The 19,014-nt window shown below is 63.1% G+C and carries 21 protein-coding genes and 1 pseudogene; 8 read left to right on the top strand and 14 right to left on the bottom strand.

What is annotated here, in order from left to right; translation table 11 throughout:
• Positions 1-49: 49 nt before the first annotated feature.
• From G7009_RS00770 to G7009_RS00750, 5 genes are all read right to left on the bottom strand, one after another.
• Complete coding sequence (locus G7009_RS00770) at positions 50-1,294, bottom strand: DUF3618 domain-containing protein (RefSeq protein ID WP_181128070.1); 1,245 nt, start codon at positions 1,292-1,294, stop codon at positions 50-52.
• On the bottom strand, positions 1,291-1,725 hold the full coding sequence (locus tag G7009_RS00765) for a phage holin family protein (RefSeq protein WP_181128069.1): 435 nt from the start codon (positions 1,723-1,725) through the stop codon (positions 1,291-1,293). Before G7009_RS00765 ends, G7009_RS00770 begins: the two co-directional genes overlap by 4 nt.
• The gene (locus G7009_RS00760) at positions 1,725-2,375 is read right to left on the bottom strand and encodes a hypothetical protein (protein WP_181128068.1); all 651 of its coding nucleotides are present in this window, start codon (positions 2,373-2,375) and stop codon (positions 1,725-1,727) included. The genes G7009_RS00765 and G7009_RS00760 overlap by 1 nt, the downstream gene beginning before the upstream one ends.
• A 269-nt stretch (positions 2,376-2,644) precedes the next feature.
• Positions 2,645-2,806, bottom strand: coding sequence for a hypothetical protein (locus tag G7009_RS00755; protein ID WP_181128067.1), 162 nt, complete (start codon positions 2,804-2,806; stop codon positions 2,645-2,647).
• Positions 2,807-3,201: 395 nt separating this feature from the next.
• The gene (locus G7009_RS00750) at positions 3,202-4,626 is read right to left on the bottom strand and encodes an aminotransferase-like domain-containing protein (protein ID WP_181128066.1); all 1,425 of its coding nucleotides are present in this window, start codon (positions 4,624-4,626) and stop codon (positions 3,202-3,204) included.
• 457 nt (positions 4,627-5,083) lie between these two features.
• Here G7009_RS00750 and G7009_RS00745 point away from each other — a divergent pair, with 457 nt between their 5' ends.
• Positions 5,084-6,496, top strand: a complete 1,413-nt coding sequence (locus tag G7009_RS00745) for an amino acid permease (protein ID WP_181128065.1) — start codon at positions 5,084-5,086, stop codon at positions 6,494-6,496.
• A gap of 89 nt (positions 6,497-6,585) precedes the next feature.
• Here G7009_RS00745 and G7009_RS00740 read toward each other — a convergent pair.
• Positions 6,586-6,786 (bottom strand): annotated as a pseudogene (locus tag G7009_RS00740) (nicotinate phosphoribosyltransferase); the annotation flags it as partial.
• 65 nt (positions 6,787-6,851) lie between these two features.
• Between G7009_RS00740 and G7009_RS00735 the strand changes: the two are divergent.
• From G7009_RS00735 to mqo, 7 genes are all read left to right on the top strand, one after another.
• Complete coding sequence (locus G7009_RS00735) at positions 6,852-7,253, top strand: hypothetical protein (RefSeq protein WP_181128064.1); 402 nt, start codon at positions 6,852-6,854, stop codon at positions 7,251-7,253.
• Between the two features lie 96 nt (positions 7,254-7,349).
• Positions 7,350-7,574, top strand: coding sequence for an MbtH family protein (locus G7009_RS00730; RefSeq protein ID WP_181128063.1), 225 nt, complete (start codon positions 7,350-7,352; stop codon positions 7,572-7,574).
• Positions 7,575-7,584: 10 nt separating this feature from the next.
• The gene (locus tag G7009_RS00725; protein WP_181128062.1) at positions 7,585-8,325 is read left to right on the top strand and encodes a thioesterase II family protein; all 741 of its coding nucleotides are present in this window, start codon (positions 7,585-7,587) and stop codon (positions 8,323-8,325) included.
• Between the two features lie 177 nt (positions 8,326-8,502).
• Entirely contained in the window at positions 8,503-9,054 is a 552-nt protein-coding gene (locus G7009_RS00720) for a hydrolase (RefSeq protein ID WP_181128061.1), read from the top strand.
• Between the two features lie 10 nt (positions 9,055-9,064).
• Positions 9,065-9,559 carry a DUF1543 domain-containing protein gene (locus tag G7009_RS00715; RefSeq protein WP_181128060.1) on the top strand — a complete coding sequence of 165 codons (495 nt, stop codon included), beginning with the start codon at positions 9,065-9,067 and terminating at the stop codon, positions 9,557-9,559.
• A gap of 51 nt (positions 9,560-9,610) precedes the next feature.
• Complete coding sequence (locus G7009_RS00710) at positions 9,611-10,690, top strand: DUF1615 domain-containing protein (protein WP_308813293.1); 1,080 nt, start codon at positions 9,611-9,613, stop codon at positions 10,688-10,690.
• A 317-nt stretch (positions 10,691-11,007) separates the two neighbouring features.
• Positions 11,008-12,660, top strand: coding sequence for a malate dehydrogenase (quinone) (gene mqo, locus G7009_RS00705; RefSeq protein ID WP_181128059.1), 1,653 nt, complete (start codon positions 11,008-11,010; stop codon positions 12,658-12,660).
• A gap of 39 nt (positions 12,661-12,699) precedes the next feature.
• Here mqo and G7009_RS00700 read toward each other — a convergent pair whose 3' ends face one another.
• From G7009_RS00700 to G7009_RS00665, 8 genes are read right to left on the bottom strand one after another with little or no spacing between them, the layout of a single operon-like run.
• On the bottom strand, positions 12,700-13,608 hold the full coding sequence (locus G7009_RS00700; protein ID WP_181128058.1) for a metal ABC transporter solute-binding protein, Zn/Mn family: 909 nt from the start codon (positions 13,606-13,608) through the stop codon (positions 12,700-12,702).
• Complete coding sequence (locus G7009_RS00695; protein WP_181128057.1) at positions 13,605-14,504, bottom strand: metal ABC transporter permease; 900 nt, start codon at positions 14,502-14,504, stop codon at positions 13,605-13,607. The genes G7009_RS00700 and G7009_RS00695 overlap by 4 nt, the downstream gene beginning before the upstream one ends.
• On the bottom strand, positions 14,504-15,250 hold the full coding sequence (locus tag G7009_RS00690; protein ID WP_181128056.1) for a metal ABC transporter ATP-binding protein: 747 nt from the start codon (positions 15,248-15,250) through the stop codon (positions 14,504-14,506). Before G7009_RS00690 ends, G7009_RS00695 begins: the two co-directional genes overlap by 1 nt.
• Entirely contained in the window at positions 15,247-16,164 is a 918-nt protein-coding gene (locus G7009_RS00685) for a metal ABC transporter substrate-binding protein (protein ID WP_181128055.1), read from the bottom strand. The genes G7009_RS00690 and G7009_RS00685 overlap by 4 nt, the downstream gene beginning before the upstream one ends.
• Before the next feature lie 15 nt (positions 16,165-16,179).
• Entirely contained in the window at positions 16,180-16,749 is a 570-nt protein-coding gene (locus G7009_RS00680; RefSeq protein WP_181128054.1) for a DUF6162 family protein, read from the bottom strand.
• A complete protein-coding gene (locus G7009_RS00675) occupies positions 16,746-17,066 on the bottom strand; it encodes a hypothetical protein (protein ID WP_181128053.1) in 321 nt (106 codons plus the stop codon). Before G7009_RS00675 ends, G7009_RS00680 begins: the two co-directional genes overlap by 4 nt.
• Positions 17,063-17,602 carry a thiamine pyrophosphate-binding protein gene (locus G7009_RS00670; RefSeq protein WP_181128052.1) on the bottom strand — a complete coding sequence of 180 codons (540 nt, stop codon included), beginning with the start codon at positions 17,600-17,602 and terminating at the stop codon, positions 17,063-17,065. Before G7009_RS00670 ends, G7009_RS00675 begins: the two co-directional genes overlap by 4 nt.
• Positions 17,599-18,798: a PepSY-associated TM helix domain-containing protein gene (locus tag G7009_RS00665; protein ID WP_181128051.1), complete on the bottom strand. Its 1,200-nt coding sequence runs from the start codon at positions 18,796-18,798 to the stop codon at positions 17,599-17,601. The genes G7009_RS00670 and G7009_RS00665 overlap by 4 nt, the downstream gene beginning before the upstream one ends.
• Between the last annotated feature and the right edge of the window lie 216 nt (positions 18,799-19,014).

The following is a 19,014-nucleotide window of genomic DNA, read 5'->3' as shown; positions in this document are numbered from 1 at the left end:
GGCTTTGAAACAGCCAGCGTGCAGTCGACCTGCACGCTGGCCCTGCATCTCAGGATGGGAAGCCCAGGCCCGAAGACAGGTCACTCTTGCCTGACGCCGAACCACCTGGCGTGGTGCCGCCCGACGCCGAGCCGCCCGGCGTGTTGCCGCCCGAGGTCGAGCTACCTGGCGTGTTGCCGCCCGAGGTCGAGCTACCTGGCGTGCTGCCGCCCGAGGTCGAACTACCTGGCGTGTTGCCGCCCGAGGTCGAGCTACCTGGCATGTTGCCGCTCGAGGTCGAGCTACCTGGCGTGTTGCCGCCCGAGGTCGAGCTACCTGGCATGTTGCCGCTCGAAGTCGAGCTACCTGGCGTGTTGCTACCCGAAGTAGATCCACTTGGGGTGTTGCCACCTGGTGTGGAGCTCCCCGGCGTATTGCCGCCCGATGGCTTGTCGTTGTCGGATGCGCCTTGCTTCATGGTGTCCTTCGCATCTTCCAGGACTTCCTGACCCTTGGCTTTCACCTCCTCCAGCGCTTCCTGGCCCTTGGCCTTGGCTTGTTCCAGCACGTCCTGACCTTTGGCCTTCACCGCACCGGTCAGACGGTCGCTGGTATCGCCCATCAGTTCGTCTTCCTTGCGGGTCGATGGCAGCGCTGCACCGATGGCCGCGCCCAGTGCGATACCGATAGCGGCGATGACCAGCGGCTGCTCCTTGAGCAGGTGATCGAACTGGCCCTTGAGGGCGCTGGCCTGATAGTTCACCTGATCGCGAGCATCATGGGCGGAGCGGCGCAGGGAGTCCGCGGAAGCACCGATCGACTGGCTGGTGTCGTGGCCGTAGTCGCTGGCCTTGCCCTTGAAATCGGATGCCTTGTCCTTGAGATCGTAGGCCTTGTCCTTCAGGTCGTGGGCCTTTTCCTTGGCCGCGTCGGTCGCGCTGTGCAATTTGTCGCCGGCGGTGGCGAAAGCGCCCTTGACGCTGTCGACGGCACTGCCCAATTTATCGCCCAGGCCCGGGCCTTGATGCGCCGGCCCCGGATTGAACGGACGGTTCTGGTTCAGCGCCAGCCAAGCCACGCCTACCGCGGTCAGTGCAGTGGGAACAGGATTGTTCTTCAGCGTGGTGCACAGATTGCTGTAGAACTCGCCACCATTACCTTTGGTGAAGCTCAGCGCCTGGTCGAACAGCTGGCCTGGCGACATGCGGCTTTCGAGGGAATCGACAAGGTTGCTGATGCTTGCGCGCTTGGCATTGATTTCCTGCTCGAGTTCTTCTGGGCTTTTTTCCGCTTCATGGTCGAAAGAATTGCTCATGGCAGTTTCCTCTTCAGCGCTTCCTTGTCTTGCTGCATGGCGTTCAAGGTGCGGTCTGGGGTGAGATGGGCGGGGTCGAACTGCTTCTTGCCCGATTGCAGCATGACGTAGCCGACGATCAGGGTCACGACACCAACGATCAGCGCAGCCAGCCATGGCGCCATCATCGTCGCCAGGCCATAGACGATAGCCAGCAGCAGGATGATGAATCCGGCCAGCAGGACCACACCGCCCGCCGCGACCGCGGCAGTGCCGGCCTTGAGCGTATTGAGGTTGTGCTGCAGCTCGGCCTTGGCCAGCGCCAGTTCCTTGGTGAACAGCTCGGGGACTTCTCGCATCAGCTGGCGCAGCAGGCCGCCGATCGATCCATCATCGTTCGGCGCATGAGGCTCCAGCGGCGTACCGGGATTGTTGAGTGGGTCGCGATTCATCACACACCTCCTTTCAGGGGATCCTGGCCAAGGGGACGGTCACCGGTCGATCCGACACCGGTACCCAGCGGATCGGTCGGCTTGAACGGTTCATGGGTCGAGACATCGCTCGACCGACCGGGAGCGGCATCCGATTGCGAGCTCAGGTAAGGGTCGCTGGCACCATAGGCGGGTGGAGGCGTGGACGAAAGATCGGCATCGGAGCTGTAGTTGCGCGACGGTGTCGAGCCATGCGAATGGCTGGCGCTGGCGCCCAGGAAGCGCGACAGACCGAAGCCGATGGCCACGCTGCCGGCCAGGAACAGTCCTGGGTTGTCGCGCGCCAGGCGGGCGCCTTTCTGCAGCAGCTCTTCGGCACTCTGGTGACGCACCTCATCGGCGAAGGTCCCTAGGTACCCGGCCAGCTGGCCAAGGTATTGGGACAGGCCCAGGGTATCTTTACCCTCAAGCGCCGAAGCGGCCGACTGCGCGCCTTCCTTGAGTGATTCCAGTTGATCTGCGGCCGTGTCGCGGTACTGCTCGAGCTGCTCGGTGCCTTGCGTTTTCGCTTCGCTCAGCAACGAACCGGCTTCACCGGCGATGGTGTGCAGATGGTCTTGGGTGCTCCCGGCCGGAGGCGAGGACTCGGGCGTACGATCGGTCTTGTCCATGGCGGTTTCCCTGCAGTTTTAGTGAGTGGCCGGCGGTGCCGGTCTGTAATGCTCATAGAAGGGGACGTGTCGAGGTTGCAAGGAGTTCAAGGAATTTGATGAGCGACAATTAACAGCTGGGCTAACTTCTTGCGCTCCATGTTTTCATGGCAGTCGAGTGTGGTATGGCGTAGCTATCGAGCGCCTGACTCCGGATAACCCTCAGCTCGAGAGGAGTCAGGTCGCACCGCTGCTCATGTGGGCCAGTAGCGCTTGCGCCTGCGCGGACGTCAGGTTATGGGCGGCATGAATGCGGTGCTCAGCCGCTCCAGGCTGGCATTGCGCGACAGCGGATGCAGCAAGCTGCCATGCCGATGCAGCAGGAGGATGCCGATCAGGTGTTCTGGCATGTAGAAAGGGTGGCGCAGGATATTGCTACGAGTGGTTGTCATTTGTACCTTTTTGATGGCCAGGCGGTATCAGGGCCCGGTAGGAGCCTGGCGGCACCTTGGGTCGCGCTGTTGCGCAATGAGCATTTCCGAAGCCGTCGCGATACCAGTGGGAGCCACTGTCCTTGCTGGGTCAGTGTTGTCTTTTTCGCGGGTAAACCCGCTCCCACAGGGTACGAGGACAGCCGCCGAACGTGTCCGAGGCAGGCCAGCGGGTTGCTCGTCAGCAAGCGACATGCATGGACCTACATTCGCCAGGCTACCCCCGGCCTCCAGTGGGAGCGGGTTTACCCGCGAATGCGATGTTGGTTTCACTGCCGCATTTGCGGGTAAACCCGCTCCCACTGGGCCCCCCGCATATCGCAGATGGTGTGTTCGACACTACGCCCGGCTCTGTCCTAGATCCCACCTCGGCGCGCATGCTTCGCCAGCAGCCGCTCCAGCAACTCCCACATCGCCGGATCGGTACTGAAGGCCACATTGAAGCGCATCCACCCGGTTGCCTGGGCATCGACCATGAACAACTGCCCCGGGCCGAGCATGATGCCCTGCTCCAGCGCGTCATCGAGCAGCGCGGCGCTGTCGGGGATGGCCGGATGGCGGGTCCAGATGTACATGCCTTCGTCCGACTCGATGAACAGCTCGAAGCCCAGTCGATGCAAGTGCCGGGCGACCTCCTGGTGAGCCTCGCCCAGGCGCTGGCGCAGGCGCTTGAGGTGCTTGCGCCAGCGGCCATCGATGATCGCGGCGTAGACCACTCGCTCCATGACCTGGGAGGTCGTCAGCCCGGAGCGCATTTTCAGGCGCAGCAGCTGCTGCATCAGGTCAGGGTTGGCCAGCAGATAGCCCACGCGCACGTTGGGCGAGATGCTCTTGGAGTAACTGCCGACGTAGACCACCTGCTGCAGATGATCGAGGCTGGTCAGGCAAGGTTGAGGCTCGGCGATCATGTCGGCGTAGAGGTTGTTTTCCACCAGGCGGAAGCCATGGCGGGAAGCCAGTTGCAACAGGCGATGCAATTGCGCGAGCGGGGTGCGCGAGCAGGTCGGGCTGTGCAGATGCGGCTGGGTGAAGAACACCGTCGGACGCTGGTGCTCCAACAACCGTTCCAGATGATCGAGGTCATACCCGGCCGGCGTGCGCGGCACGCCGATCAGGGTGGCGCCCTGGAACCGCAGGATACTCATCAGGTTGGGGTAGCCGGGGTCGTCCACCAGCACCACGTCGCCTGGCCGGACCAAGGTGCGCACGGCCAGGTCCAAGGCCTGACTCGCGCCATGGGTCAACATCAGCTGGGCCGGGTTGGCGACGATACTCAGGTCCTGTTGCAGGTTCTGCGCCGTCAGCGTACGCAGCTCGGCCAGGCCCATGGGGTCGCCATAGCCGCTGAGTTCCAGCGGGCTGCCGGCGACCTGACGCATGCCGCGGCGCAGGCCGTCCTCGAACATCCAGTCATTGGGCAGCCATCCGCAGCCAGGCTTGAAGGGCAGCTGTCGGGTCTCGAAGATCTGTTGCAGGTACCACTCCGAATTGAACGCCGGGCGTGCGGGGTCGACGTCTCGTTGCTGGCTCTCGCGCCGCTCGCTTGCCGCACGATTGACGAAGAAGCCGGCGTTTCCTCGGCTTACCAGCAGACCTTGGGCCACCAGTCGATCATAGGCCTCGACGACCGTGAAGGTGCTCACCGAGTACGTGGCGGCGAAGGCACGAATCGAGGGCACCTTGGCGCCGGGTTTGAGGGTCTGGTTATCGATCAGCTCGCGCAACCCTTCGATGATCTGGTTGACCAGCGGGGTCGAGGAATCTGGGCGCAGTACAAGCATTCAGCGGTGCCTTCAGGTGTGCAAAGCGTCAGGCGTTTGCAGGGGTATCGCGGGTGTATTGCATGAGTGACCTGTACAGTGCAGTGCATATTTCAGTGCGCTGTGCATGGCTCTCTGGGTCAGACATTTTTACATTAGGTGTCAGATATCGCCAGATAAAGCATGTTCCCGCGTCATGAATCATCACAATGTCTTCGTTGTCGCACTGTCGAGCCTTGCCTCGAACACCTCTATTGCCGGGTTGAACGCGCTGGAGTCCAGACGCCGTTCGGCCCGTGCTCGGTTCAGTTTGCCCAAGGGTCAGCCCTTGGCCGCGTAGGCAGGCCGCCATGGAAGGCCTGCGTGTGCGGTCGTGCACGCCATCCTGCTCGCATTAGCACTGATGTATGGGTGAGACCGATAGCCATCGCGGTTTCACAGGTTTCCTTGGATAAAAAGAACACGGGGTACACAACAGATGGACGCAACACCTGCAACCACTACCAGCGCGAAAGGGGAGCACGAAAGCAAGCTGAGTGCTTCGCTCAAATCGCGCCACCTGACGATGATGTCGATCGCCGGTGTCATCGGCGGCGCCTTGTTCGTCGGCTCCGGCAGTGTGATCCACAGCGCGGGCCCTGCCGCGGTGCTGGCCTACCTGGCCGGTGGCATCCTCGTGGTGCTGATCATGCGCATGCTCGGCGAGATGGCGACTTCCTCGCCGGACACCGGCTCCTTCTCGACCTACGCCGAACGCGCCATCGGCCGTTGGGCCGGTTTCACCATCGGCTGGCTGTACTGGTGGTTCTGGGTCATTCTCATGGCGTGGGAAGCCTACGTGGCGGGCAAGATCCTGCATGGCTGGTTCCCTGAAGTCAGCGTCAATGTCTTCGTGTTGGCCACGACCCTGGTGCTGATCAGCATCAACTTCTTCAACGTCAAGCACTACGGCGAGTTCGAATTCTGGTTCGCGCTGATAAAAGTGGTGGCGATCATCTGTTTCCTCGCGGTCTGCGGGCTGGCCGTGATGAACCTGTGGCATATGGGAGAGGTCGGCGGGATCGGCAACCTGACCGCTCAAGGCTTCATGCCCAACGGCATGGAATCGGTGGTAGTGGCCATGCTCGGGGTGATGTTCGCCTTCCTGGGCGCGGAAATCGTCACCATCGCGGCTTCCGAAGCCAAGGATCCGGCCAATCAGATCGTCAAGGCGACCAACTCGGTGGTCTGGCGCGTGTGCCTGTTCTATGTCGGCTCGATCTTCCTGATCGTCTGCCTGGTGCCTTGGAACGACCCGCTACTGGGTCAGTCCGGCTATGGTTCGTACCGTCGCACCCTGGAATTGCTGGGCGTTCCGGGCGCGGAGCTGCTGATGAACTTCGTGGTACTCACCTCGGTAAGCAGCTGCCTGATCTCCGCGCACTACACGGCTTCGCGCATGCTGTTCTCCCTGGCCAGCCGCGGCGATGCGCCTTCGTTCTTCAAGATCACCCGCCCCGGTACCGGCGTCCCGGTATTCGCCATCATCGGCTCGTGCGCGGTCGCGGTCTTCTGCGCGCTGATCAATTTCAGCGAAACCCTGCGTCCGCAAGACGTGCTCGATACCCTGATGAACACCACCGGCATGATCGCCTTGCTGGTGTACCTGGTCATCGCCTTCTCGCAGCTCAAGATGCGCCGCAAGCTGGAAGCCGAGGGCAAGCCTATCCGCCTGAAGATGTGGCTGTTCCCCTGGCTGACCTACCTGGTGATCGCGTTCATCGTGATCTGCCTGGTGGTCATGGCCTTCGTGCCGGATTACCAGGTCCTGGTGATCTCCACCGGCGCGGCCGCTGTCGTGGTGGCGCTGATGGGCGTGGTGCAGCAGATCCGTACTTCGAAAAAGCGCTGACGCCGATCGAAGGCAAATGACCGAGCTTCAGTCCCGGTCAATGCGACAAGGCCGCTCTAGGGAGGGGCCTTGTCGTATCTGTCATCCGCTCATGCGGGGCCGACGGCGAATACATGCTTGAGGTAATTGACGAAGTTCTCGTCCCGGCACTGGGTCTTGCCAGGGCTGTCGGAAATCTTCGCCACCGGTGCGCCGTTGCAGGCCGTCATCTTGATCACCATGTTCATCGGCTGCACACCTGGGATGTCGCAGGTCAGGTTGGTACCGATACCGAAGCTCACATTGATCCGCTCATGCTGCCCGAGGGCGCGGGTGGCTGAAGGAAGGACGGCCGCGATCAGGCTATGCTTGCGTCATGAACAGCCTGCCACCCCTGCGCCAACCTTGCCCTCCAGGCGCCTGCGACTGCGGGCGCGAGCGCCTTGACCAGTGCCCGGTGGCGGCTCGACGCATCCTGCTGCTCACCCGCCAAGAGGAAAAGCGCCTGCTCGAACGCCTGGAAAACCTCCAGGACCTGGACGATCTGAAGCGCTTGCAGCTCAAGTTGTACGAGCAGTTGGGCATCCGCGTGCATATCCTCCCCAGCTTCAACGAAGTGCGCACCATGCGCGGTATCCATATCGAGCTGGAGCACCAGGCCGGGTTGTGCCGCAAGACCCGCCAGGCCATCCCGGCCGCGATCCGCCGTGGCTTGGAACGCAACCCGGATGTGGCCTATCGCCTGCTCGACGCCCATGACTTGCTGGGTGGCAGTTGACGCCTCTAAACTTCTCGTCCGGCCCTTCGTCTCTCTTAGTAGTCACCGAACCGCCCCGCGGATCCCCGGCATACCTATCATTCAAGGAGACAGGCAATGACTTCCGTTTTCGATCGCGATGACATCGTGTTCCAGGTAGTGGTCAACCACGAAGAGCAATATTCGATCTGGCCCGACTACAAGGCGATCCCCAATGGCTGGCGCACCGTGGGCAAGAGCGGACTGAAGAAAGACTGCCTGGCCTATATCGATGAGGTCTGGACCGACATGCGCCCCTTGAGCCTGCGCCTGAAGATGGCCGAAACCGCGGCGGCGCAGTAAGGGGCTGGCGGTGTCTTCATTGAAACTGCTGTGCCTGCCTTACTCCGGCGCCAGCGCCATGGTCTACAGTCGCTGGCGGCGCAAGTTGCCCACCTGGCTGCAGGTGCAGCCGGTCGAACTGCCTGGCCGTGGCGCCCGGATGGGCGAGCCTTTGCAGACCGACCTGCGCGCGCTGGCTCGGCAGCTGGCCCAGGAACAGCGTCTGACCGCCAGTGAACCGTATGCCTTGTTCGGGCACAGCCTGGGCGCCTTGCTCGCCTTCGAACTGGTCCATGAGCTGCAAGCGTTGGGCTGCCCGGCACCGGTCGCGCTGTTTGCCAGCGGCACCGCCGCGCCGAGGCGCCGCGAAGACTATGACGGTCGGAACTGGCGTGAGCCCAAGAGCGACAGCGAGTTGATCGCGCAGTTGCGCGAACTGCAGGGCACGCCGGAAGAGGTCCTGGCCAACGAGGAACTGATGAGCCTCACCTTGCCCGTGCTGCGCGCCGACTTCCTGCTATGCGGGCGCTACGAGTATGTACGGCGCCCACTGTTGCGTTGCCCATTGCATGTCTTGGCAGGCGCGGCGGATCGGGCGAGCGATGAGCAACTGCGCGCCTGGGGCGAGGAAACGGAGGGCGAGCAGACCTTGGCCATGTTTCCCGGAGGCCATTTCTTCATTCACGAGCAGGAAGAACAGGTGTTCGAGGTCATTGCCCAAGCCTTGGAAGAACGTCGCCAAACTTCGCGACCACTGTCGCTGGCCCGCTAGGGAACAGGTGTTCGGCGTGCTCATCAGATCACGCCTGACCCGAAAAAGCTCGATGCATCACCGTTCCCTGTCCGGTGATTGACGTCGCCTTGCGCCTGGAGGACGCTAGCGACCTGTTCGATCGGGCCACTCAAGCAGGGCACCGCGAACCTCCATCCTTCCAGGCAAGGGGCAGACATGCTGATCGACCCGCGACAGGCCACGCTTTTGGTCATCGACATTCAGGAAAAACTCATCGGCGCGGTCAGCGACCCGACCGGTACCTTGTCACGCGCGAGATGGCTGCTCGCCGCCTGCACCGACCTCAAGCTGCCCATCGTCATCTCCGAGCAATACCCCAAGGGCCTCGGGCCGACAGTGGAGGCGTTGAAAGCTGCCGCGCCCCTGGCGAACGTGGTGGAAAAGCTGCATTTTTCCTGCGTGGCCGGAAACTGCCTGCCCGGCGCCATGCTGGCGCGCGAGCAAGTGGTGGTGTGTGGCATGGAGACCCATGTCTGCGTGCTACAGACCGTGCTCGACCTGCTCGAGCTGGGCAAGCAGGTCTTCGTGGTCGAAGACGCCTGCGACAGCCGGACTACCGCCAGCAAGGCCGCAGGCATCGCGCGCATGCGTGATGCCGGGGCGCAGATCGTCAGCCGCGAGATGGTGTTGTTCGAGCTGATGGGCAGTGCCCGCCATCCGCAATTCCGTCATATCAGCAAGACCTACCTGGTCGGCGAGCAACCTTGAGGTCTCGGGCATGTTGTTCGTGGTGATGCTCGGGGGCAAGCACCCGCGAGCTCGGATCGAGGTCCATGACGTGGTCTTCACCGTCGCGCCAGACCTGCAGGCAGCTTATCCGCAGCTGCGCCAGCAGTGGTTCGGCAGCCCCAAGGGCCTGCACATCGACTCCTGGTTGGAGGTGGAGGGGGTCGATGGCTACCGCCTGACATGGAGCGACCAGCAGCCTGCCGCGGGGGAGCCTCGGTTGTACTTCATCAACCTGGGCGGTTACGAGCCGGGCGCGTTCGGTGAAGCTCATCATTACCTCCTGCTGGTGGCCGACAGCCCGCGTCAGGCGCGGGCCAAGGGCAGGCGGCACATGCTCGGGCACTGGTCGCAGGGGCATACCGATGCGGTGATGGACATCGACGACTGCATCGCCATCGATCAGGTCGAAGGCCGTTATGTGCGCCTCGTGCCCGGCGAGCACGCGCCGATCGTGCAGCGCAGCGACTATCTGGTCCTGTCCTGATGCGTTCATCGGCTGATAAGGTGCAGCCATCGATCGCACAAGGAGATAAGCATGGTATGGCGTACGGCGCTGGCGGGCATGGTGATACTTGCGCTGTTGCAAGGCTGTGCCGGGCAACGCGGCGAGCCGGTAGCCGATCCGGCAACGGTACAGGCTCAGGTCAAGCGTCTGCTGCCGACCACCACCCGAGACCGGGATGGCTGGGCGAAGGATATCCAGACGGCATTCAGTGCCCAGCGCCTCGAGCCGAGCAAGAGCAACCTGTGCGCCGTGCTTGCGGTGACCGAGCAGGAGTCGACCTTCCAGGCCGACCCCCAGGTGCCGGGGCTGGGCCGTATCGCCCGGCAGGAGATAGACCGCCGCGCCGCGCGCCTGCACATCCCCCGCATGCTCGTCGACCGCGCCTTGCAGACCCGCTCCGGTAACGGCAAGACCTACCAGCAACGCTTGCAGGCGGTGCGCAGCGAGAAAGAACTCAGTGCCTTGTTCGATGACCTCATCGGTACCCTGCCGCTGGGGCGCACGTTGCTCGGCGGCCTCAACCCCGTGCACACGGGCGGGCCGATGCAGGTCAGCATCGATTTTGCCGAGCGCCATGCCAGGGACTATCCCTACACCTATGCCGGTACGATCCGCCAGGAGGTTTTCAGCCGACGTGGCGGAATGTATTTCGGCGTCGCTCACTTGTTGGGTTACCCCGCCCATTATCAGCGTCCGCTGTACCGCTTCGCCGATTTCAACGCGGGATGGTACGCAAGCCGAAACGCGGCGTTCCAGGCGGCTTTGAGTCGCGCAACAGGGATCGACCTGGCGCTCGATGGCGATCTCATCGCCCCTGGCGCCATCATGCCCGGCAAGACCGAACTGGCGGCGCGCAAGCTTGGGCCGAAGCTGGGTTGGCGCAACCCGGGGATACGCAACGCGCTGGAGCAGGGCGACAGCCTGGCTTTCGAGGAGACCGACGTGTACGAGGGTGTCTTCAAGCTGGCTGAAAAGGCGGCGGGCAAACCACTGCCGCGCGCGATCCTGCCCGGGATCGAGCTGAAAAGCCCGAAGATAACCCGTAAGTTGACCACGGCCTGGTTCGCGGGGCGGGTGGAAGAGCGCTATCAGCGCTGCATGAAACGCTGAAAGAAAAAGCCCTTGCCACGTGATGGCAGGGGCCCCGATCAAAGCGTCAGCGGTTCGATCCGCGCGTCACCGGGATCACTGCCGAGGCAGCTTGTCGATCGGCCCGCGCTGCGTGAAGAGCCCCTTCGAGGTAGACCTTGGCCGGAGTAATACGCAGCGCGGTAAACGCCCTGGCGCTGAGTTGAACTGTTCCGCCGCCCTGCACCTCGAACCTGACAAGGACCTGACTGGAAACCGTCGCCACTCTGCGCCGATCAGTCGCTCAGCCAGGACATCACGGAGTTCACTCAAGGCCTCGCCGTCTCATGGGAGAAAGCATGAAGAACATGATCAAGTCGAAATTGGCACTGGCGGGCTTTACCCTGACCTGTGGCCTGATGACGGCGCAAGCCGCCGAGACCAAGCGGGTCGACGTATTGCTGGTGGGCGGCGGGGTCATGAGTTCGACCCTGGCCATCTGGCTCAACGAACTGGAGCCAGGCTGGTCGGTGGAAATGGTCGAGCGTCTGGACAAAGTGGCGGAGGAAAGCTCGAACGGTTGGAACAATGCCGGTACCGGGCACTCGGCGCTGGCCGAACTCAACTACACCCCGGAGAAGGACGGCAAGGTGGATATCACCAAGGCCGTCGAGATCAACGAGTCGTTCCAGATCACCCGCCAGTTTCTCGCCTGGCAGGTCAAGAGCGGTGTCCTGAAAAACCCTCGTTCCTTCATCAACTCCACGCCACACATGAGTTTCGTCTGGGGCGATGACAATATTCGCTTCCTGAAAAAGCGCTACGACGCGCTGCAGGCAAGCCCGCTGTTCCGCCCCATGCAGTATTCCGAGGATCCCGAACAGATTCGTAAGTGGGTGCCGCTGATGATGGAAGGGCGCGACCCGAACCAGAAGCTCGCCGCGACCTGGACGCCTATCGGTACCGACGTCAACTTTGGCGAGATCACCCGCCAGTATGTGGGCTTCCTGCAAACCAGGCCCAACTTCACCCTCAAGCTGTCGAGCGAAGTGCAGGACATCACCCGCAATGACGATGGCTCCTGGCATGTCGAGTACAAGAATCTCAAGGACGGGACCGAATCGGCGACGGACGCCAAGTTCCTGTTCATCGGCGCGGGCGGCGCCGCGCTGCCGCTGCTGCAGAAAGCCGGCATCGAGGAAGCCAAGGATTACGCAGGCTTCCCGGTAGGCGGCTCGTTCCTGGTGACCGAGAACCCGACCATTGCCGAACGGCACATGGCCAAGGCCTACGGCATCGCGTCCACCGGAGCGCCGCCGATGTCGGTGCCGCACCTCGATACCCGTGTGCTCGATGGCAAGCAGGTCATCCTGTTCGGCCCGTTCGCCACGTTCTCCACCAAGTTCCTCAAGGAAGGTTCGTACCTTGACCTGTTCGCCAGCATGTCGGCCCATAACCTCTGGCCGATGACGCGCGTGGGTGTGCGCGAGTTCGATCTGGTCAAGTACCTGGTCGGTCAGGTCATGCAATCCGACGATGATCGTTTCGAGGCCCTCAAGACCTACTTCCCCAATGCCAAGCAGGAAGACTGGCGCCTGTGGCAGGCTGGTCAGCGTGTGCAGATCATCAAGAAGGATGACCAACAGGGTGGGGTCCTCAAGCTCGGGACCGAAGTGGTCACTTCCAAGGATGGCAGTATTGCCGGCCTGCTGGGCGCCTCGCCAGGCGCTTCCACGGCACCGCCCATCATGCTCGATCTGATGACCAAGGTGTTCAAGGACAAGATAGCGTCCGCTCCTTGGCAGACCAAGATCCGCGAGATCGTCCCGTCCTACGGGACCCACCTCAACGACGACCCGGAGAAAGTCGCTCAAGAGTGGGCCTACACCAGCGAGGTGCTGCAGCTTGCCCCGCCTCCCGCCATCGACAAGCGAGAGAACGAGCGTAATCCGGAACACATCGACCCGGTTGGCCAGAAGCATCTGGATTCCGACCCAGACCTGGCGCCTTGACGGTCCAGGGGCCACCTAGGTGGTCCCTGTTCATCTCTGTCATCCCTTGCTCAAGGCACCCACGATCTGTTCGATATTGGCCTTGAGGCCAGCGACGCTGTCTTCCGAGTCGCTGTCCAATACCAGCAGTTGCGCACCGCAAGCCTTGATCACCTCGGCCACCGCAGGATCCGGCTGACGGTGATGCAACACCAGGGCGACATCCTGCTCCCTGAGGTTTTCACCCAGCGTCTTGAGTGCCGCCTGGTCCCACTTGTCCTCGGCGGGAAGTGGCTGGTCCACCACGTCCAGGTTGAGCCCGCTGGCCAGGTAGCCCAGGCGCTCCGACAGGCTCACCACGCTGAGGTTGTCAGCCTTCACCAGACGCGTTTCGCTGCTTGAAGTCAGTTCGAGCAACTGACGCTTGAGGCCGGCGAGATTGGTCTGGATCCTGGGTTTGTCCGCGGGGGAAAGACGCTCCAGATCGCTGGCCATGATATCGGCCATGCGCCCCAGGTTGGTCGCGTTGAGCCAGGGATAGCCGGAGAAGGCATCGTCGCCCTGCACGGCAATACCGGGCAAGGCACCGTCCACGGGCCGCGCGGCGTCGATTTCGACAATGCGGATATTGCTGCGTCGAGCCATGGGGTAAAGCGGGTCGTCGCGCCAGATCGAGCGCAGGTCGATTACCGCGTCGGCCTGCTGCGCGGCCTTGTGCAGGCTGGCGCTACCTCGGCCGCCGAAGTAGGACGGCTGGCGGGTGGCGGGCAGGCTGGCCGGCGCCGCGCGCTTGAGGTTTACCGAGGTGCCATCGAGCAGGATGCCGGCCAGGGTATGGGTAACCGGCAAGGTGGTCAGTACTTGGACGGCGGCCTGCTCGGCGCCCGTGGTGGCTTGAGCGGCAAGGCTCAGGGCAGGTGACCCGGCCAGCGCAAGAGCCAGGATCAGGTGCTTGAGGGTAGGGATCATGCCGGGTTTCCTTGCAGGCGGGGGACCAGTGCGCGGGCCAGGGCGGCGAGGGCGAAGCAAGCGCCTGCGACCAGGATGATCGCGGCTCCCGACGGCACGGGCAGGTCGAGGACGATGGGCAGAAGAATGCCGAGGAGGGTGCTCAGGGTGGCGATCAGCACCGACACCCAGAAAAAGCCCTTGAGCGATTGGCTGACCAGGCGCGCGGCCGCCGCCGGGATCACCAGCAGCGCACCGACCAGAATGGCGCCGATCACCTTCACGGCCGCCACGGTCACCAGGGTCACCAGGATGACGAACAGGTAGTCCAGGGTCTTCACCGCCACGCCCCGAACGGCGGCGAGTTGCGGATTGAAGCTGGCCAGCATGATGCGGTTGTAGAGCGGAAGCGCCAGGCCCAGTACCAGCAAGGCGACGATGCCCAGGACCAGCAGGTCTTGCGCGCTGACGGTGAGGACGGAGCCGAACAGCACATTCTCCAGGATATGCACGTTGATCTTGCCGGCGAGCATCAGCAGCAGGCTGGCCCCCAGTGCCAGGGACACCGAGAGGAAGACGCCGATCAAGGTGTCCGGCGAGAGTCCGGTGCGATTGCGCAGGAAGTTGAGCAAGATGCCGAACAACAGGCAATAGCCGAACAGGCTGCCATAAGGACCGGTGTAGGGTTCGCCCAGCAGAATGCCGATGGCCACGCCCGTCAGCGCGGCATGACCGACCGCCTCGGAAAAGAACGCGAAGCGCTTGACTACCACCAGGGTGCCCAGACCGCCCAGGACAGGGCCGATCATCAGCCCGGCGAGCAGGGCATTGACCACGAATCCGTAGGCCAGGGCCTCGGGCAGGTAGCCCGCGTTGGCCCAGTCCTGGATCAGTTGGCGAAAGGCATCGTAGTTCATCAGGCCAAAGTCTCGCTGCGAGGGTGAACGGAGAACAGGCCGAGCAGCCGCTCGGGTGTCAGGGCCTGGGCGGGCGGGGCGTCGAACAGCACTTGGCGACTCAGCCCCGTGACCCGGTCGGCCAGGCGCAGCACCGCTTCCAGGTCGTGCTCGATCCATAGCACGGTAGTGCCGGACTGGCGCCAGCCCTGCAGCAATTGTTCGAACACCCGGATGCCAGCCTCGTCGAGGGCCGACATCGGCTCATCCAGAACCAGCAATTGCGGGGTCGGGATCAAACCCTGGGCCAGCAGCACGCGCTGGCGTTCTCCACCGGAGAGCGCGCCCATGCGGCGCTTGCGCTTGTCGAGCATGCCTACGCGCTCCAGGGCCGCGTCGATGGCTGGGCTCACCCGTCGCGACAGTCCGAGGAATGCCGGTCGCCGCTGGCACATGGCTGCCATGAAGTCATCCACGGTCATCGGCAGCCCGCGATCGAACTCCAGAGCCTGCGGCACGTAGCCGATGATCTCGCCATCGCCAGGCCACTGCAGGGTCAACTGGCCCTGGTGCGGCATTTGCCCCAGCAGGGTCTTGATCAGCGAGCTCTTGCCGCCGCCGTTGGGGCCCACGATCGCGTGCACGCTACCGGCGGCCACGGTGAAACTGACCTGCTCGAGGATACGTGTGCGCCCCAGGGTCAGGTCGATGCCGGCAAACTCGATGCGCGGACCATGGGGGGTAACGAGATTGGCCGCGGCAGTCATGCGCGCGACTCCTGGATGGCGCGGACCACGGTGTCCAGGTTGCGTTTCATCTCCACTTCGTACTTCTCTTTGCTGTATTCGCCGTAGGAGATATGCGTCAGCGGGTAAATCTTCACGCCGGACTCTCGCTGGATGGTGTCGACATAGGCGGAAGGGAAGTCCATTTCCGAGAAGATCACCTTCACGTCCAGCGCCTTGAGCTGGTCGATGGTCTTCTTCAGCTGGGCGGGGCTGGGTTCGATCCCATGGGCGGGTTCGACCACGGCAGTCACCTCCAGGCCGAATTCGCGCACCAGGTAGTCGTAGGCGGCATGGATGGTCGCCACGCGGAAACTGGCGTCCGGCGCTTCGGTGACCTTGGCCAGGGCTTCGGCACGCAAGGCCCGCAGGCGTTTGGCATAGGCTCGGGCGTTCTTGGTGTAGTACTTGGCATTGTCCGGGTCCAGCTTGCCCAGTTCGCGAGCGATGTTGTTGACCTGGGCGATGCTCGCACTGATGGACAGGAAGGTGTGCGGGTTGACCACCTTGCCGGCGCCGCGGGCGGCGATGCCGGTGGCGGCCAGCAGCGGTACGTTGGCGTTGGCCTCGATGGTCTTGATGTCTGGCGTCTCGCTCGCCGCGATCATGCGATCGGCAAAGTCGTCGTGGCCCACGCCGTTGAGCACTATCATATCCAGCGTGCCGATGCGTTTGATGTCTTCGGCGCGTGGCTCGTAGGCATGCGGGTTGAAGCCCGCCGGGATCAGCGGCACGACCTCGGCCTTGTCGCCGACGATGTTGCTGACGTAGCTGTAGTAAGGGTGCAGGGTGATGCCGATGCGCAGGGGCTTGCCGGAGTCGGCCAGGGCCAGGGCAGGCAAGGCGCACGCTAGCAGCAGGCTGAATACGCGGCGTGCGAGGGCAGAGCGGAGCATGGGAAGTCCTTGGGTTCAGTGACGATGTTCGCGGGTAACCCCGGCGTCGTAGTGAGTGGCGATCTGCTTCCAGCCCGCGCCGATCAGCGCCTCGCTGCCCAGGTCGGCGGGCGCGAGCGTGGCACTGTCATGGCGCAACCAGACGTCGGCGGGCGTAGCGAGGGTCTGTGGGAGGATCAGCAGGAAACTGCCGGCGACCGTGCTGTCCTGGCTCCGACCGAGGTAGGCTCCGCTCTCCATCCATAGCCACTGGTGACGCCCGCGGCTCTCGCTGCTCGCATCGGTGACGAAGGGCGGCAGGCCCTCGTCGACCAGGGTATCGATGCTAGGGGCGCCGGCGTTTTCCTCGCGCAGGGCCTGGATTTCATCGAAGGCCACCAGCAGGTCGGTATACAGGCCTTGTTCGGCGGCGGTGAGATCGCGGCGCGCGTCGATCTGGTGGCTGGCCAGCGCTACCTCGTCCACTCGCTCGCCGCGCATCGTCACTATCGTGGCGGCAAGGATGATGATCAGCAAGCTGGCCAGCAGCACGTACAGCGTTTCATGTCCGGCACCAGCCGGGCGCACGACCTGAATACGGCTCATGGTTGGCCGATATCGGCGTAATCGACTTCCACGACGTGGCCCGGACCTGCGTCGAACAGCACGTAGTACTCACCCTCGGGGCGATTGAAGGTCAGCGATGAGTCCTCGTTCAGCTTGCCGCCGACCAGCACCTGCTCGTCGTAGCCGATCACGTCGAGGGTTACGCCCGGAGCGCCACTGCCGTCAGAGAAGCCACCGGTGCATTTGACCTGATCACCGGCGACCGGCTCGCATTCGCACATGGGGTTGTGCGCCAGCGCGGGGCTCGCGGCCAGCATCAGGAAGGGCAAGGCGAGTGTGCGTATCAGGGTGTTCATTTGGTGCCTCCTTGTTTCTTCAGCCAGGCGACCGTGGACGGCGAAGCCTGGGCCAACGGGATCGATGCCTGGTGCATGCTGCCGTCCCAACCTTCGATGGTGATCCACAGATCGGCATCGGGTTTGGTGCGCGGCGGAATGGGTAATGAGGTGATCATGCGATAGGGCGCGCCGAAGAAGATCGTACCTGCGGCGCGCAGACTGCGCGGCTTGCCAATGCGCAGGTAGATGGCTTTCGCGCCTTCGGTGCAGGTCTTGCACAAGGCGGCGTTGAACAGCTTGAAATGACCCGCCGGACCGTCGGCGCGTGGTGCCTCGTCTCGCAGCTCGGCCAGGTCCAGGCTCCACTGGCCGACCTTGATGTCGCTCACCACATTGGCCCCCAGGCCACCCTCGCCACGGAACAGCTTGGCGTCGGCGAAGTACTTGGGCATGAAACCCAGGGGGATAAGAATCAGCAGGATGTTCAGATGGAAGCGCCACTTGAGCCAGAACTGCTTCAAGGGGCTTGTCGGCAATGCCTGGGCCTGGCTCATGACTGTACCTCGGTGATGGGCTCGCCGCGAGCCAGCCGCTGGCGGGGCTGACGCTCGCTACGCTTGAGTGCGGCGGCAGTGGCCTGGGCGGTGCGCTTGGTCCAGATCAGCAAGCCGCTGAAGACCATCAGCGTCAGGATCAGGCCAAAGAAGGCCCAGATCAGCTTGATCGCCAGCCCGCCGAAGTCACCGGTATGCAAGGGGCGCATCGACTCGGTGACGAACTCGAGCGTGGAGCGGTCGCCGAGCAGGAACTGGCTATCGACCTTGCGGGTGTAGGGGTTGACCGAAGCGGTCTGGAACATCAGCGGATACCAGCCCCGACCGCCCATTTCGATGTGGCTGTAGGCGGTCAACGGCAACTGGATGAAGCTGATATCGAGCCCCGGGATCGATGTGGTGGCGATGCGCGCCGCTTCGTCCAGGTCGATGCGCGGAGCCGGGCTGCCATCCTGGGACAGCGGGACTTCCTGGCGCGCGATCACCGGAACCACCGGCTCGCTGGAAATGGTGATGTGGTTGTCACCCAGGATGGCCTGGATCAGGAACCAAGTACCTGTGATCGAGATCACCGCGATGAACCAGATCGACCAGACGCCTGCCAGGCGATGAACGTCGCCCCAGAAGATCCGCGGTCCGTGGCCAAGACGCAGAGGCTTGAAGAACCCCCTCCAGAACTTCTTGTAGACCACCAGGCCCGTGACCAGCGACGCCAGCATCGGCAGGCCGAGGATGGACACCAGGTACCAGCCCCAGCTGTAGCCATTGGTGAAGGGTACCAACCACCAGCCATGCAAGGCGCGAGTGAATGCCTCGAAGTTGAAGTCCGGGCTCTTGCCTTGTATCGCCCCTGTGTAGGGATTGACGTACAGCGTAGGCGCGGTGCCGTCGGCCAGCGTCACCCCGGCGGTGAGGGCAAAGTGCGAGCCATCGGGTTGGCTCAGCGAGCGCACCGCCATGTCGGGCTCGGCCTTGCGCAACGCGTCGAGCACCTGCTGGAAACTCAGGCGTTCGGCATCGTCGCTGGGCTTGGTGGCGCGCACGTCAGGATTGGCCAGCCAGATGATTTCCTGGCTGACCACGGCCAGCATGCCCGTGAAACAGACGATGAGGACGAAGAACCAGATTGGCAGGGCGAGCCAGCTATGGACCAAGAACCATAACCGGGATTTGGACTTTTTCGTTTGTTGGGCCATCGGTCGATCTTCTGTATAGATGCGGGCGAGTTTCCACTCAACCCGAGGAGGCTGCAAATATAAAGACGAATGAGAATACAAATCGGACGGAATGTTATGAAACTAAATGTTTCAGGAGCTACCGTCCAAGGGGCTCACGCAGTCGTTCCCAGTCCTCACGATGGCCTCGACAGAGCCGAACATGACTCATTGGGCAGTCGCTCAAGAAGCGCGAAA

Source organism: Pseudomonas capeferrum, from assembly GCF_013523055.1.
Lineage (GTDB): Bacteria > Pseudomonadota > Gammaproteobacteria > Pseudomonadales > Pseudomonadaceae > Aquipseudomonas > Aquipseudomonas capeferrum_A.
This window is presented reverse-complemented; position numbering and strand designations above follow the sequence as displayed.

Coding starts and splice junctions, on each gene's coding strand:
- G7009_RS00770 (WP_181128070.1), bottom strand. CDS start 1,294: ATGAGCAATTCTTTCGACCATGAAGCGGAAAAAAGCCCAGAAGAACTC.
- G7009_RS00765 (WP_181128069.1), bottom strand. CDS start 1,725: ATGAATCGCGACCCACTCAACAATCCCGGTACGCCGCTGGAGCCTCAT.
- G7009_RS00760 (WP_181128068.1), bottom strand. CDS start 2,375: ATGGACAAGACCGATCGTACGCCCGAGTCCTCGCCTCCGGCCGGGAGC.
- G7009_RS00755 (WP_181128067.1), bottom strand. CDS start 2,806: ATGACAACCACTCGTAGCAATATCCTGCGCCACCCTTTCTACATGCCA.
- G7009_RS00750 (WP_181128066.1), bottom strand. CDS start 4,626: ATGCTTGTACTGCGCCCAGATTCCTCGACCCCGCTGGTCAACCAGATC.
- G7009_RS00745 (WP_181128065.1), top strand. CDS start 5,084: ATGGACGCAACACCTGCAACCACTACCAGCGCGAAAGGGGAGCACGAA.
- G7009_RS00735 (WP_181128064.1), top strand. CDS start 6,852: ATGAACAGCCTGCCACCCCTGCGCCAACCTTGCCCTCCAGGCGCCTGC.
- G7009_RS00730 (WP_181128063.1), top strand. CDS start 7,350: ATGACTTCCGTTTTCGATCGCGATGACATCGTGTTCCAGGTAGTGGTC.
- G7009_RS00720 (WP_181128061.1), top strand. CDS start 8,503: ATGCTGATCGACCCGCGACAGGCCACGCTTTTGGTCATCGACATTCAG.
- G7009_RS00715 (WP_181128060.1), top strand. CDS start 9,065: ATGTTGTTCGTGGTGATGCTCGGGGGCAAGCACCCGCGAGCTCGGATC.
- G7009_RS00710 (WP_308813293.1), top strand. CDS start 9,611: ATGGTATGGCGTACGGCGCTGGCGGGCATGGTGATACTTGCGCTGTTG.
- mqo (WP_181128059.1), top strand. CDS start 11,008: ATGAAGAACATGATCAAGTCGAAATTGGCACTGGCGGGCTTTACCCTG.
- G7009_RS00700 (WP_181128058.1), bottom strand. CDS start 13,608: ATGATCCCTACCCTCAAGCACCTGATCCTGGCTCTTGCGCTGGCCGGG.
- G7009_RS00695 (WP_181128057.1), bottom strand. CDS start 14,504: ATGAACTACGATGCCTTTCGCCAACTGATCCAGGACTGGGCCAACGCG.
- G7009_RS00690 (WP_181128056.1), bottom strand. CDS start 15,250: ATGACTGCCGCGGCCAATCTCGTTACCCCCCATGGTCCGCGCATCGAG.
- G7009_RS00685 (WP_181128055.1), bottom strand. CDS start 16,164: ATGCTCCGCTCTGCCCTCGCACGCCGCGTATTCAGCCTGCTGCTAGCG.
- G7009_RS00680 (WP_181128054.1), bottom strand. CDS start 16,749: ATGAGCCGTATTCAGGTCGTGCGCCCGGCTGGTGCCGGACATGAAACG.
- G7009_RS00675 (WP_181128053.1), bottom strand. CDS start 17,066: ATGAACACCCTGATACGCACACTCGCCTTGCCCTTCCTGATGCTGGCC.
- G7009_RS00670 (WP_181128052.1), bottom strand. CDS start 17,602: ATGAGCCAGGCCCAGGCATTGCCGACAAGCCCCTTGAAGCAGTTCTGG.
- G7009_RS00665 (WP_181128051.1), bottom strand. CDS start 18,798: ATGGCCCAACAAACGAAAAAGTCCAAATCCCGGTTATGGTTCTTGGTC.